Origin of the sequence: Psychrobacter sp. BF1 (assembly GCF_019279065.1) — a bacterium.
GTDB classification, from domain to species: domain Bacteria; phylum Pseudomonadota; class Gammaproteobacteria; order Pseudomonadales; family Moraxellaceae; genus Psychrobacter; species Psychrobacter urativorans.
In genome coordinates this window covers 25,300-39,354 of the sequence record NZ_JAGYWV010000014.1, presented here as the reverse complement: position 1 = coordinate 39,354, position 14,055 = coordinate 25,300, and the positions used below count along the sequence as shown (strand labels likewise).

Annotated in this window: 12 protein-coding genes; 7 read left to right on the top strand and 5 right to left on the bottom strand. The window is 40.9% G+C overall.

Features of this window, described 5'->3' with window-relative positions; all coding sequences use genetic code 11:
* Window positions 1-15: 15 nt before the first annotated feature.
* The 3 genes from KZA12_RS13205 to otsB form a co-directional block, all read right to left on the bottom strand.
* Window positions 16-1,164, bottom strand: a complete 1,149-nt coding sequence (locus KZA12_RS13205) for an acyl-CoA dehydrogenase (protein WP_218690538.1) — start codon at window positions 1,162-1,164, stop codon at window positions 16-18.
* A gap of 138 nt (window positions 1,165-1,302) precedes the next feature.
* The gene (locus tag KZA12_RS13200) at window positions 1,303-2,898 is read right to left on the bottom strand and encodes a trehalose-6-phosphate synthase (protein WP_218690537.1); all 1,596 of its coding nucleotides are present in this window, start codon (window positions 2,896-2,898) and stop codon (window positions 1,303-1,305) included.
* A gap of 35 nt (window positions 2,899-2,933) precedes the next feature.
* Window positions 2,934-3,896, bottom strand: a complete 963-nt coding sequence (gene otsB / locus KZA12_RS13195; RefSeq protein ID WP_373416628.1) for a trehalose-phosphatase — start codon at window positions 3,894-3,896, stop codon at window positions 2,934-2,936.
* A 776-nt stretch (window positions 3,897-4,672) separates the two neighbouring features.
* Between otsB and KZA12_RS13190 the strand changes: the two genes are divergently transcribed.
* Complete coding sequence (locus KZA12_RS13190) at window positions 4,673-5,167, top strand: hypothetical protein (protein WP_218690536.1); 495 nt, start codon at window positions 4,673-4,675, stop codon at window positions 5,165-5,167.
* Window positions 5,168-5,430: 263 nt separating this feature from the next.
* Here KZA12_RS13190 and KZA12_RS13185 read toward each other — a convergent pair whose 3' ends face one another.
* Window positions 5,431-6,138: a 3'-5' exonuclease gene (locus KZA12_RS13185; protein ID WP_201622153.1), complete on the bottom strand. Its 708-nt coding sequence runs from the start codon at window positions 6,136-6,138 to the stop codon at window positions 5,431-5,433.
* Window positions 6,139-6,505: 367 nt separating this feature from the next.
* Here KZA12_RS13185 and KZA12_RS13180 point away from each other — a divergent pair, with 367 nt between their 5' ends.
* Both KZA12_RS13180 and KZA12_RS13175 read left to right on the top strand, forming a co-directional pair.
* Window positions 6,506-7,165 carry a glutathione S-transferase gene (locus KZA12_RS13180; RefSeq protein WP_256932978.1) on the top strand — a complete coding sequence of 220 codons (660 nt, stop codon included), beginning with the start codon at window positions 6,506-6,508 and terminating at the stop codon, window positions 7,163-7,165.
* A gap of 273 nt (window positions 7,166-7,438) precedes the next feature.
* The gene (locus tag KZA12_RS13175; protein WP_218690535.1) at window positions 7,439-8,575 is read left to right on the top strand and encodes a M14-type cytosolic carboxypeptidase; all 1,137 of its coding nucleotides are present in this window, start codon (window positions 7,439-7,441) and stop codon (window positions 8,573-8,575) included.
* Between the two features lie 258 nt (window positions 8,576-8,833).
* Here KZA12_RS13175 and KZA12_RS13170 read toward each other — a convergent pair whose 3' ends face one another.
* Entirely contained in the window at window positions 8,834-9,475 is a 642-nt protein-coding gene (locus KZA12_RS13170; RefSeq protein WP_218690534.1) for a TetR/AcrR family transcriptional regulator, read from the bottom strand.
* Window positions 9,476-9,940: 465 nt separating this feature from the next.
* Here KZA12_RS13170 and KZA12_RS13165 point away from each other — a divergent pair, with 465 nt between their 5' ends.
* From KZA12_RS13165 to KZA12_RS13150, 4 genes are all read left to right on the top strand, one after another.
* Window positions 9,941-11,086: an acyl-CoA dehydrogenase family protein gene (locus tag KZA12_RS13165; RefSeq protein ID WP_201622150.1), complete on the top strand. Its 1,146-nt coding sequence runs from the start codon at window positions 9,941-9,943 to the stop codon at window positions 11,084-11,086.
* A 137-nt stretch (window positions 11,087-11,223) separates the two neighbouring features.
* Window positions 11,224-12,024, top strand: a complete 801-nt coding sequence (locus KZA12_RS13160; protein WP_256932977.1) for an enoyl-CoA hydratase/isomerase family protein — start codon at window positions 11,224-11,226, stop codon at window positions 12,022-12,024.
* Between the two features lie 123 nt (window positions 12,025-12,147).
* Entirely contained in the window at window positions 12,148-12,924 is a 777-nt protein-coding gene (locus KZA12_RS13155) for an SDR family NAD(P)-dependent oxidoreductase (RefSeq protein WP_218690533.1), read from the top strand.
* Between the two features lie 18 nt (window positions 12,925-12,942).
* Window positions 12,943-13,971 carry an MBL fold metallo-hydrolase gene (locus tag KZA12_RS13150; protein ID WP_218690532.1) on the top strand — a complete coding sequence of 343 codons (1,029 nt, stop codon included), beginning with the start codon at window positions 12,943-12,945 and terminating at the stop codon, window positions 13,969-13,971.
* The last annotated feature ends 84 nt before the right edge of the window (window positions 13,972-14,055 follow it).

Genomic DNA, 14,055 nt, shown 5'->3' with positions numbered 1-14,055 from the left:
TGGCCATAGCAGAAGTTATAGTTGCCATATGTTATCTTGCTCCTCAGTTAAATGACCGGTTGTATCGCTAGTTAATTCACCAATTTTCTGTAAATCAAAGGCGCCATGACTTTGGCGAATAAACACTGCTAAATCTGCGGCTAACCTAGCAAAGTGGGCGTTAGCACAAAACGGTGCTGCTCCCAAAGCTTGCCCGACGCTCTCTATTACTAAACGGGCCAGCTGTTCGACGTTTGCCCTTAACTGGCGAATTGCAAGTTGGTGGCTAGTGTTTGGTTGGCTAGTTAGCAAGTCAGCGACATGATAAAAATATTGCTGAGTAACCGCCAATGCTGTGCTGATCTGCCCCAAATACATAGCCTTATAGTCGTTAGGCTTCTGCTGGTAAGCGGTTATTAGATAGCCGGCTAGGGTAGCTGCTGCGCCATACCAACATGCAGCAACCCCTGCTGCTCCATGCCAAAATCCCACACGATCTAGATAAGCATTGGCCACTCCAACATTATTGGCTACCACCTTATTGAGCTTTATACTCGCCGTATCAGTAGCTTGCATACCGACCGCTTGCCAACCACTATTGTCACTCTCAATGCCACTTTGCTGCATATCTACTACCAGCAGTTGCGAATCACCATGCTGATCTCGATAAGTCATTAGCCCATAATCGACAATATTTGCCCCTGAACACCAAGTTTTAGTGCCACTGCTAATACCGCTAGTTGGGCCTTGTTGATAAGTTATAGGATCGCGATTACCTTCTGATGCCCAAACCGCCCATAGCCCTACTGTTGGTTGGTCATAGCCCACTTCATGCAAGATACTTAAAGCATCCAAGTGTGATTCAAACCATTTCGCAATAGTTAAATCAATACCGGCAACATAAGCCAAAATTTGCCAACGTATCAAGGTAGGTGAGTTGGTTTTATCCTTATTTTCACTTGCATCGCTATTGCTAATGCCAGTACTAGTACCAATTGAGCTGGCAGGATGAGGAATTCTATCGCTATAACTCACTAAAATATCCAATATATCGTGGCGTAATTTATCGTTAATAACTGAGTCGTTAATTGAGCCATTAACCGTTTGCTTATCAATAGATATAATGTGCTCTATAGCTAGTTTAATGTCTAGTAACAAAGAGTTTGGGGCAGCGGAGCATGACATAAGGACTTCCTAATTATTATTCATCACCCGTTTGGGCGGTAAGCGCACATTTACTAGCAGTCTACTATCTGTGCTTATGACTTAAGCTATGCTAAATACCAGCTACCTTAGATATAAGATACCTTAAATATAAGCGATCTACGATACTGGGCATTTCAAATACAGCTTATCTAAGAATTTTTGTTGCCAAGCGTATAAATCATCCTGCTGCAAGCCTTGTAACAACGTCTGATAACGGGTCTTTCGCTGCGCTAATGGCATCTCTAAGGCAGTCTTTAAACCCTGTATTATACTTTTAGGCTGATGTGGATCGATAATGACCGCTGCCTGCATCTGCTCAGCCGCCCCTGCATATCGTGACAATAACAACACTCCCGGATTATCGGGATTTTGGGCAGCAATGTATTCTTTAGCGACCAGATTCATGCCATCCTTAAGCGAATTTACCCAACCAATATCGCTATGCCAAAACGCTGTCATCAAAGTGTCATGGCTTAACACCTCTTCGCTATAGGTAATCGCCTGCCAATTATCTATAGGATCGTCAGCTTCTAAAGCCTCAGTTTTAAAATAACTCATAGTAGGTTCACTAGGCAAAAATTGCTGATTCACATTATCCACTACTTGTTTGACACTGTTATAAAGCTGCTGATAGACGGGAAGAGCTAAGCGACTAGGACAAGCAATTTGTAACAACTTTAGCTGATTTTGATAAGTTGGATATTGCTGTAAAAAACAGCGATATGCTGAGAAACGCTCTAATAAACCCTTAGAATGATCAATCCTATCTACAGCAATAATCTGCTGGGTAGCTTGTTTTACAAGCTGTTTTTTTTGAGTATATCCTGTGGACTTTGCCAGTAAGTGAGCGGATGAGTTAATAATCTGTTGCTGAATTTTGTTTACATTAACTCCAATGGGATAGGCATCAATTGATAAGCAGTGCGAGCTGTCTAAGCCTAGGTCAATCATGAGCTGCACAGCCGTTGAGCTTGCAAAATCTTGCTTAGGGTTTATTGAAGTCTTAGTTAAAAGACGCTCTGGTAGATAATGCTGTACGACTTTAAGACAGTTGGTTTTATCTTGTTGAGTTTGAGTACCAATAACATCGTAGTGAGCAAGATGTTTGATTAATTCGGCACTTTCATCCAGCTGCTGCCAAAATGATAAAGCAACAAAGGGAATGTGCAAAAAAAACCCGATACGATTATTAATTCCTAGCTGTCGACAATAATATGCGACACTTAAAAAATGATAATCATGGACCCAAATTACATCATACGGCTCAATAGTCTTCTTTAATTGTCTAGCAAAAAGACGGTTTATCTGCTGATAGCCTGCATAGTCTTGTGCTGCTTGGCTGACTAAATCAAGTCGCTCATGTAATAGTGGCCACAGCACATTATTGGCAAAACCGCAGTAAAAACGTTGATATTGTTGAGTGTTTAGAGCAGTAGTAATATAAGTAATTGTAGTATTAGCTGGCTGCTTCTCAGTGCTTGCTAAATTATTATTTATGGAAACGGTTTGTTTACTAGTGCTAAATCCACTGATGATACAGTCGTCACAAGCATCATTATCGCCACCTTTAGTTTCGATGATTTCACCGTTCCAGCCCATCCAGATGTTCGAATTACCTATAAGTATTTCGTGCAATGCTACTGCCAGCCCGCCTGCTATTGGATTATTGTCAGGCATTTTTACTCGGTTGGATAACATAATTAAACGACTCACATAGGATATCTCATTACTTTTTAGCAGTTTTAGGATCAGTAAGCGTCCACTAAATCAGTGGGTAAAAAGCTACGTTTTTGGCAAAAGGTCAAAAAGCTCTCAAGTAAAAAACTTACTTCTTCAATGTTACGCACATAATAGTTTGCACCACTTGGCTCACTACCCACTTTAATACCCATACCCTTTATTGAGTTTTGGCAGTCTTTTATTAATCCGCTTGTCTTCATTGATCTATCTAGCATATCCTCTTCACCTTGTACTGCTACAAAACCGGCCTCATCAGTAAAGTCATCACCAATAAATATAGGACAAAGGCTAGTGCTGGTCTGCATCGTCTTTAACAAAGCTAAAATTGCTGTGCCTTTATCTACCCCTTTTGGCACTATCTCCCAAACATATTTACCGGGTTTTAATAGCCAGTCAGAATAATTCTTTAATACCACCGACATAATGCTATAAGCCACTTGTGCCAAAGCAGGGTTTTGCCGATAGTGTAGAGCGACCGAATAAGGCTTATCTTCTATAGTGAAACCCTGATAGGACAGACAGGATTGAATAATAGCTTGCCTTATCTCATCGAGCTCAACGATATTCACCTGCGCAGCGCTAGTATTTTTATTGTTGGTATCATTGTCACATTGCTGGTGCTTGCTCATTTCAAGAGCTACTTCTAGGCCATGAGTAGCAGCAATCGAAGCGGATATAAAACGCAGCATTTGCTTGGCTTCAGTAAGACTTCGCCCAGTTACAAAAGCGATTTTAACGCCTTGATCTTGTATTCTTCGCAAAAGCATTAAGGTTGAATTGGGGATAAAGCTATCTTTTGGATTTACTGTAAACTCTGCAAGCGTGCCATCTATATCCAAAAATAAAGCATATTGCTGATGACTAAATAAATAATCAGCGAATTTATGGGGTTGTATGTATTTGGGTTGTATATATTCTGGTTCTATATACAGAGACTCACCATTTAAGCTTAGTTCTGTTATTGAGGTCACGCTTATCCCTTTTTAACTAATATTTTTAATAGGCTATTATCCTTCGCCTAATTTAAGCCAGCTTAGCGTTAAACTATTTGTCAAAAGTTGACCGGTTTTTAATGCTTAATTGCTGTTCAACAGGCGTTAATATTAATAATAAGCAATCTAAGTTAATGATAAATCTGCCATAAAATTAATTATGATTCATTGGCGACAATGGTCAGTTTGGCATCAATTTTGTAACTCCTTAAGAATAATGTTAATCTTTTGTGTTGCCAATAATCATGCTCTCCCTATAGATTGGAGGCACACTTTTGCAAGTGTGCATTTGATAAAATAAAAAGCACAAAAACCCTTAGCGCCACTACCTAGATAGGGTGAAGGGTTTTTGTTTTTTGATATATTCTAATGGTTTTGATAGTAAAACAAAGGACATCTAATATTAATACAATGGTGCTTAGAAGTTAAATGGTTAGGTTGCTCAAAGCAGTAGTTTATCTTTAACTTATTAAACTATATTGGCGGATTATATTAATAAGCTAATAGCTATACAGAGCTAGCATAGTAAGGCTTAAAGCGTTTTTAAATGCTGCTAAGGATTAGCCTAATACAAGTCATCGGTGGTCATAGAATAATGGTTAGTAGGCTACAGTCAGAGTGTAAAATTATCTTAAATTGAGTAAACATGGTTTACCTATTGAAACTTATGAGATACAGACAGCTAAAGGAGTAAGGGAGTAAGCTCAGTACTAGCACTACAAAACTAAAAACAATTAAATAAGAGGTGTTAAATCATGAGCAATAATAAATCTACAGATGAGAAGAAGCCTAAGCAGACTGATAATGAAGGATCAGAAGCCAAAGACAATAAAGACACTAACAAGTCGGACGATAAAGCCAGTAAAGACGCTAATAAGTCGGACGATAAAGCCAGTAAAGACGCTAATAAGTCGGACGATAAAGCCAGTAAAGACGCTGACAAGTTTGGTGATAAAGCCAGTAAAGACGCTGACAAGTCGGATGATAAAGCCAGTAAAGACGCTCACAAGTCGGATGATAAAGCTAGCAAAGAGTCTAAGAAATCTGATGACTCTGATGATGAAGACTCTGACAAGTCTGATGATGAAAATGACAAAGAGTCTAAAAAATCCAATGAAGAGGGCAAGACTTCTTTAGTTGAAGCTGCTACTACGAAGGCTAAAGGGGTTGTTGGAACACTAGCTGATATAGCAGCTGATACTATGGAATCAGCGGCTAAAACTATCAAACAAGCTCGTAATAAAGATTAGTTGTTTGAGAGTTAGATAAAGCCTTGCTATACGCAAGGCTTTTTTTATGCGATTTCCCTAGCCAAGACACAGGCACTGCCCAAGACACAGGCGCTGCTCAAGACACAGGCGTTGCTATAGTACTGACATAAAATTATTATAGGGTTTGCTTGCTACGTTGTTGGCTTATAAATAGCCATTGTACAAGCGGCTAAGCTCTATAAAAAATATAGTTGGTAGTAAGAAAACTTGCTGCATAACTCTATTGATAACGATTGCTACAATTACAATGCCTGCTTGCAAGCTTGAGCTAAGTACGGATCGACACTGTCCTGCTTAAGCAGCCATTTAAGATAGCCCGCCCCATCAGAACTGCTCGCTAAATCTGCAATAGCCTCGCCTTTATGTTTACCAAAACTCAAGTGAGTAGGTATACGGGCCTTCTGGCTAAAGTCATATAAGCTAGCCACGTCAGTGATGGCATGACCTTGATTATTAGCTAAGTCAATTAGACTGCTAAGCACCAGCTGAGTGAAGTAAATATCAGCAATAGCGGCGTGTGCTTGCTTTGCTTGAGTGCGCGCGATATCACGATGGAAGTAATAAAGTAGAGATACTAACTTATGGCTATCGAGGGCAGGTAGCAGATGGCTTGCCATAGCAAAAGTACATATCAGTTTAGGCGTATGTGTGACGCCAGCATTATGTAAAACCTGCATATCAAAATCGATATTATGACCTACTAAATACTCGACATTGCTGGGCAGTTTAAAGTCTGTATGAGGGGACTCATTGGCGATATCCTCCTCACATATATGTGATATCGCCATAGACCCTAAGCTGATTTCTTTTAGAGGGTTAAAACGCTTAGCTCGTGGCTCTTGCAATACTGCTACCTTACCATTATTTAAATCAATAATAGAGTAGGCCGCTTCAGTCATGTGTGGTTCAATAAGGCCCGTGGTTTCTGTATCAAGTATATATGTGGTCATTATAAGCCTCTATAGCGTTGAGTTATCAGTAGTGCTTGTGATTTGAAAGTCTGCAAATGACAGTTTGCAAATAATAGTCTGCAAGTGACAGTTTGTGAGTAATAGCGTAAGCGTTAAGTTATGCCAATTTAGTAAAAGTAGTGCTATTGCCAGTGAACTAGATGGCTTTTATAGTTTGATGATTAACCAGAGATTATGACCCTAGATAGGGCTATTGTAATGATAAATCATCAGTTATTGTCAAGCAGAATTGAGCCTAAGCTATAAAAGCTATTTTTTCAATAGTTGCTGGTTAATAACTGAGTGCTTAAACCATTTTGTGAACTCTTTATCCTCATTCATTTTGTTTTAACGGCGGTAACTTTCTATGAGCTCTGTTTTAGCTATGACTTCCTCACTTCCTCTGCTGTACTCTTTTCGTCGCTGTCCTTATGCTATGCGCGCCCGTCTTGGTTTACTATTTGCTGAGTTACCAGTAGAGCTGCGGGAGATAGTGCTAAAAAACAAGCCAGCTCAGATGCTTGAGATTAGCCCGAAAGGCACTGTGCCAGTGTTACAGCTCGTTGATGGTACGGTGATTGCAGAGAGCGTAGAGATAATGAGATGGGCGCTTGAGCAGCAAGATCCGCAAGGGCTTTTGGTAGCATGCGTTTCCCTGCAAGCTAAGGCCTTGATCGAGCAAAACGATAATGACTTTAAACATTGGCTCAATCGCTATAAGTATGCCGATCGTCATCCTGAGAGGACGCAGATAGAATATCGGCAACAAGGCGAGGTCTTTTTACAGCTTCTAGAATCGCTACTGACTAAAAATACTTACCTGTTAGGCAGCAGTCCAAGTATTGCTGATATTGGCATAATGCCTTTTGTGCGCCAATTCGCTCATGTAGATCGTCAGGTTTTTTATAGTCTACCTTACCCAAAGCTACAGCTATGGTTACAACACTGGTTACAGCATCCTTTGTTTGTACAAGCTATGACTAAGTTTCAGCCATGGCAAGAGGGTGATGATGTGGCTATCTTTTAACAGGACTATTTCGAGTACTTGCCGTTTCGTTTACTAGTGGTTATTACTATCTAGCCAACAGGGTTTCGGTAACCTAAGCTTATCAGCTACAATGGCTGATTCGATTGGTTGGGCTATAGTTAATTTTGTTCAATCTAATTGAGTAATAGACAGCGAATCTTTATATAACTTGAGTCATGACTTGCTTACCCAAGTTCAAGGTTTAGTAGCAATACAAGTATTCTGCTGGCCCGCACCCTCTAATTTATGACAATAACTAATTAAGGAAAAATCATGCATATCAGTGCTAATTTTGATGCCGGTAATATTGAAGTCATTAGCTTAGAAGATAAAAAAAATATCCAATTGGCTATTCGTCCAGACGTTGGCGGCGAGTTTTTTCAATGGTTTAACTTTCGTCTAACCGGACAGATCGATGAGCAATATGTGCTTAATATTCTCAACGCAGGGCAAGCAGCATTCCCAGCAGGATGGGATAATTATCAAGCAGTGGCCTCATACGATCGTGAGTATTGGTTCCGTCTGCCCACCTCTTATAAAGATGGCAAGCTAACCATAATGGTAGATATGGAATGTGAAACCATTCAAATTGCTTTTTTTGCCCCGTATAGTTACGAGCGTCATCAAGATTTATTAGCCGCTGTACAAATGCATCCGTTAGTGACTTTAGAGCATTTAGGCGAGACCTTGGACAAGCGCGACTTAACTTTAGTTAAAATTAGTGATGACGATAGCGATAGTGAAAGCAAGCGCAATATTTGGATTACGGCTCGTCAGCATCCTGGTGAGACTATGGCGGAATGGTTAGTCGAAGGTCTGCTGCATAGCTTATTAGATAGTGATAATGCCACTGCTAAGCTGCTACTAGACAAAGCCAACTTCTACATTGTGCCTAATATGAATCCTGATGGTAGTGTGCGTGGTCATCTGCGGACTAACGCAGTCGGCACTAACCTAAACCGTGCTTGGTCAGATCCAAGTTTAGAAGAGAGCCCTGAAGTTTTTTATGTGATTAATAAAATGGAAGATACTGGTGTTGATCTGTTTTATGATGTGCACGGTGATGAAGAAATACCTTTTGTATTCCTTGCCGGCTCTCAAGGTACGCCGAGTTATAATGACCGCCTTGCAGGTCTACGCGATAGATTTGCAGAAGTGTTAAAACTAGCCAGTGCCGACTTTCAGACTACAGAAGGCTATCAGGTTGATGCACCGGGCAAAGCTAATATGACTCTGGCTACCCACTGGGTTGCCGAACGTTTTGACTGTCTGGCTAATACCTTGGAGATGCCATTTATAGATAACAATAACCTTCCCGATGCTGATACCGGTTGGTCGCCAGAGCGCTGTATTAAATTAGGCGAAGCCTCGTTAGTCGCTATGTTGGCGGTCGTTGATGATTTACGTTAAGTAGTGACTTAAGTTAATTAGTGACTTAAGTCATTGAAATTAATAAAACCTTAGTAAGTAATTGCTAAGGTTTTATTTTTTAGGCCAAGTTATAGGGTAGTTATCTTTTTTACTGGAGTTGATCCTAAATAAAAAGAGACCATCCATTACAGCGTGCTGCTGGTATAAATCTTCTTTGCATGCTGCGTTTCTAGAAGCTACACAAAATCGATCCCAGTTGCCCTTCAATTGTTAAGCTAATATTTTATGGTGATTATATTAATCTATTTCAGGATTGCTAATAGCCCGCCATAAAATAGTAAATAGCCCATCAAAGTTCTCATTTAGAGAATCTGGATTTTTGCGTATGATATGCATGAGTCCTAAGCGGCTAATAAAAGCTATAAACACATCGAATAAAACGAACAAAGGCACAGTGTCATTCAATATACCTTGTTGCTGTCCATCGCCTAATACTTGCATAAAAGAATCAACCAACTCTTTATTATCATAAATAGCTATCTCTCGATAACGAGATGCGGGCACTGCTGTGGACAATACCATCATAGCATCTGGACTTTTATCAATAAAATCAAAGAACACCCAAAGCGTTTTACGCAGACGGTCTCTAACGCTATCGATACCTTGCAAATGATCAATCATACGGACTGCTAGACGGCCTAATACTCTATTTAAAATAGTATAAATGATGGTTTGCTTGTCACCAAAATAGTTATACAGAGTCTTTAATGACATATTTGCTGTACGAGCTATCTTTATCATGCTGACTTCAGTAGGATCATGATTCGAGAATAACAGTAGCACTGCTTTTTCAAGCTTATCTAAAGTTGCCGGTCGCATCGCTGATATTGGTTTTAATGCTTTATTCAGCGTTTTATGGTGCAGATCTTTGTCTTGCATTTCTTATCCTCCACTCTCATAGCTTGCGTTGCACTACTTTGTAATTTCCTATCTAGTACCTAGTGAGGCACGGCGTGTTTTAGTTACTTATAAAACTATCTTTAATGGCTTATCGACTAATACTTATAGAAATAAAGGGTGGAAATACTGCTGTTGTAAAGTGGGGGACTGACAGCGTCTACGGATATACATAAACTACTCATTAGAAAATATCTATATCAACAAAAATAACTGTAATAAAATTTAAGGATAATCTTAATTATCTTTAATATAAATTTAATTGCAATATTTATTAGAACTACCTAGTATATTTGTAATAAACACTGATTTAATACGTTTTCTTCTACCTTAGCATAAGATAATCTAAATTATCATTATTTTATTTTTAGTCTAATGCATCCTCTGAAAACTAGCACCAATAGCATTAGTAAAGTTATTAAACGTACTAAAATAGGCAAGGAAGCCATGAACATGTTAATGACAGAAGAGCAGAAAATGGCCACAGAAGGCTTACGAAAAGTTTTGGATAATGATATTGAACCAAAGTTGCGTGCCCACGGAGAGGGTTTTATTCCTAAGGAGATGCTAAAAGGGTTTGTGAAGACTTTGACAGAGTTTGGTCTAATCAAAGCCCCTTTTCCTGAGAAATGGGGCGGCTTAGGCTTAGACTGGGTAACCCACTTATTACTCTGGGAAGAAGTAGGCGTCAGCTCAATAGATTTGGCGTTGCCTATTCTGATTAATGTCTCTGGCGCCGATATGTTGATTAGAAACGCATCAGAACCTATCAAAGAAAAGTATGTACCTAGTCTGCTATCGGGTGATTTGTTTATCGGTATTGGGGTATCTGAGCCTGATGCAGGATCTGACGTAGCTGCTGCTAGGACCCGAGCTGTGCGCGATGGCGATGACTGGATTATCAATGGCGAAAAAACTTGGATCTCAAATGGTGAGCATATGGATATCTTCATATGTACCTGCAAAACCGCTGAGGGCGAATTGACGCATATTTTAGTAGATATGACTACCCCAGGCATTGAGGTGCAAGGTATCAAAAAAATGGCATTAAATGGCCAGTCCACAGCACAAATATTCTTTGCTGATGTCCGTGTTCCAGTGAGTAATACTATTGGCGAGTTGGGAGCGGGCTTAAAAAATACTTTGATCACTTTCGAACGTGCCCGCTGCCATATGGCGGCTTGGGGTTATTCTATTGCTCGTAGGTCTATGGAAGAGTCGATTAAGTACAGCCAACAGCGCTTCCAACATGGCAAGCTGATCGCAGGCCATCAATTGATAGCCGATAAAATCGCTGATATGGCAACCAACATAGATGCTGCTAGATTATTGACGTTAAGAGCTGCCACTATGATCGATCAAGGCATTCGCTGTGATAAAGAATGCGCTATGGCTAAATGGTATAGCACGGAAATGGCGGTCAAAGTCTGCCGTGATGCCGTGCAGATTCATGGCGGTAATGGCGTGACCAAAGAGTATATCGTGGAGCGCTTAGCTCGAGAAGCAATTATTGGCACTATCCCTGATGGCACTACTGAAATCCAAAAATTATTGATAGCGCGTTCCCTTACTGGCATTCAAGCCTTTAGATAAAGGGGTTAGGTATCGTTAACAGTCAGTAGTCAGTAGTTAATAGTTAATAGTTGTTTTAATAACAAATGCTTAAGAGTAGCCCGTACTTATACTTATAAACACGGCCTTGCAAATACCATTAGATAGGAGTATCACCTATGGACTTACCGATGAAAAATGACGCTTTAGAATATAAGCAAGTGGGACCAGTGGCTTGGATTACTCTTAATAGACCAGACGCTATGAACGCCATTAATCTTGAGATGTTGGATAAGTATGAACAGCTACTGCCAAAAATTGCTGTAGACGACAGCGTCAAAGTTTTGGTAATTACGGGTAATGGCAGAGCTTTTTGCGCTGGGGCTGACCTAAAAGAAATCTTAGCTTCAACTAATGGCCCTGCTGGCGAGACCGACTTTATTGATCGCTTAACCGTCAACGTGCTTGATGTGCTACGCAACTTTTCCAAGCCAGTCATCGCAGCGATTAACGGCATTACTATGGCCGGTGGTTTAGAAACGGCAATGTGTGCTGATATTGTGATAGCCGCGGACAGCGCACGTATAGGCGATGCTCATGCAAATTATGGGGTTTATCCAGGAGCGGGTGGCGCAGCACTATTGCCAAGATTAATCCCACTCAATGTCGCAAAATACTTACTGTTCACTGGCGAAACCCTCTCGGCAACACAGATGATGGGCTATGGTTTTGTAAATCGTGTGGTCAGCCTTGCTGACTTGCCACAAGAAGCACAAAAACTAGCAGAGCTGATAGCAGAAAAAAGCCCGATTGCGCTGCAACGAATGAAAGTAGTTGCTAATGCTAGCGCGGACAAATCGCGTGATGATGCCTTGCAACAAGAGCAAGTACTATTCCGTAGACATATGCGCTCATACGATATGCAAGAAGGTCTAAGCGCCTTTAGTGAAAAGCGTAAACCAGAGTTTCGCGGCTATTAATCTTAATAATATTTTAAATAGCTTTTTATATGGTTTTTTAGATCTTTTTTTATATCCTTCTTTAAATAAACTTTAGACAGTCGTTATAAATCACTCTTTAGACAATAAGCAAAGGAATGCATCATGGATTTAAGCAATAAAGTCGTCGTTATTAGTGGTGGCGCCTCAGGATTAGGGTTGGCAACGGCTCACTACATGGTAGGCAATAAAGGCGCTAAGGTGGCCTTGCTAGATATGAATCAACAAGCAGGAGAAGATGCTGTGGCAGAGCTTGGTAGCGAAAATGCCATATTTTGTCGCACTGATGTGACTGTTGAGGAAGAGGTCGATAACGCTATTACTGCCATTATCGCTAAATTTGGTGCTATCCATGCTGACATTAATGCGGCAGGTATTGTTGCTCCGGCAAAGATTCTAGATCGAGAGGGCAAGGCCTCGGCATTAGCCAATTTTAAGGCAGTTATCAACGTAAATTTGATTGGGCTATATACCGTTATGTCAAAGTGCGCTGAAAAGATGGCGCTAAATGAGCCTGATGAGAAGGGCGAGCGTGGGGTCATCGTCAATGTCTCCTCTGGCGCAGCTTGGGAAGGTCAAATTGGACAGAGCGCCTATGGAGCCTCAAAATCTGGCGTTAATGGTCTCAATATGCCAGCTGCGCGTGAGTTTGGTAAATTAGGTATTCGAGTCAATTCTATTGCGCCTGGGATGTTTGCAACTGCTATGGTAGAGTCACTCGATACTAAGGTTAGCGAAGCTCTGATTGCTATGTGTGAGGCGCCCAAGCGTATGGGTAACATGGAGGAATTTGCCTCTACTTGTGCTTTTCTTATCGAGAATAGCTATATGAATGGCCGCTATATTCGTCTCGATGCGGCGACCATACTGCAAGCTAGATAAATAATAAAAGGTAAGGTTATGAATAGTCAGCAAGGAAGCCACATTACCCCACCAGATTTTGGTGAGGTACTAGTCGTTAGTAACGGCATACTCTGGACTAGATTCAAGATACCCAGCAAGCTGGATCATATCAATATCTACTTGATTAGGGATGGGGACGGCTGGTTTGTGATTGACTCAGGTCCCGCCTCTGATGAAAACCGTGAATTGTGGAAAAACTTGCTACAAAACCTACCTAAACCAACAAAAATCACCGGAATTTTAATTACTCATTGCCATCCTGATCATATTGGGCTGGCGGGTTGGTTGCAGGACTACTGTAACGCCCCTTTGTATATTTCTGAGAAGGAGATTTTACAGGCAAGACTAGAGAACCGTTATCGCAGCGCCAAAGATTATAGTGATTTGCCACACTTCTATAAGCGTATGGCGGCCTCAGCAGAGGATCTGCAAAGTATAGAAGAGGTTTGGGAGTATGTAGACCAGATGTTCGGGCCACTACCAACCCAGATAAATATTGTCAAATCTGGCGATACGCTGGTAATAGGCGGTGAGTCATGGCGGCTTTGGTCCGGATCCGGACATTCTATAGAGCATATCTGTCTACAAAAGGTTTCCGGAGAAGTCATGATTTCAGGGGATCAAATCATCGCCCATATTACCCCCTACGTTGGCTTAAACTATATGACTCAAGAGGCTGATCCCTTAGCTGGTTGGATAGCAGGCTTGAGCGATATGCTTGATTGGATAGATCCTAAGGCCCTAGTGTTACCCTCACACAATAAGCCGTTTTATCACGGGGAAAAACGAGTCCGTGAAGTTTTACAGCACCATCAGACCTCGTTAGACAAACTACGTGGCAGTTTAGAGCAATGGCGCACCGTCAACGAGTTGAGTTCGGTATTAGGCTGGGCTAAGAAACAAGGCTTTGCGCGTTGTTTAGCCTTTGAAGAGACCTACGCTCACGTTACTTATTTAGTAAATAACGCAGAAGTCATTTGCGAAACCGTAGAGCCATCTGGTGTTTTGCGCTACCGCTTGGCTTAAGGGGCCGATAGCGTAAAGAGTAAGATACATCATTTAAAAAAAGGTTGATTAAAGACAGATCGCTTAAAGCAACAACAGGGACTA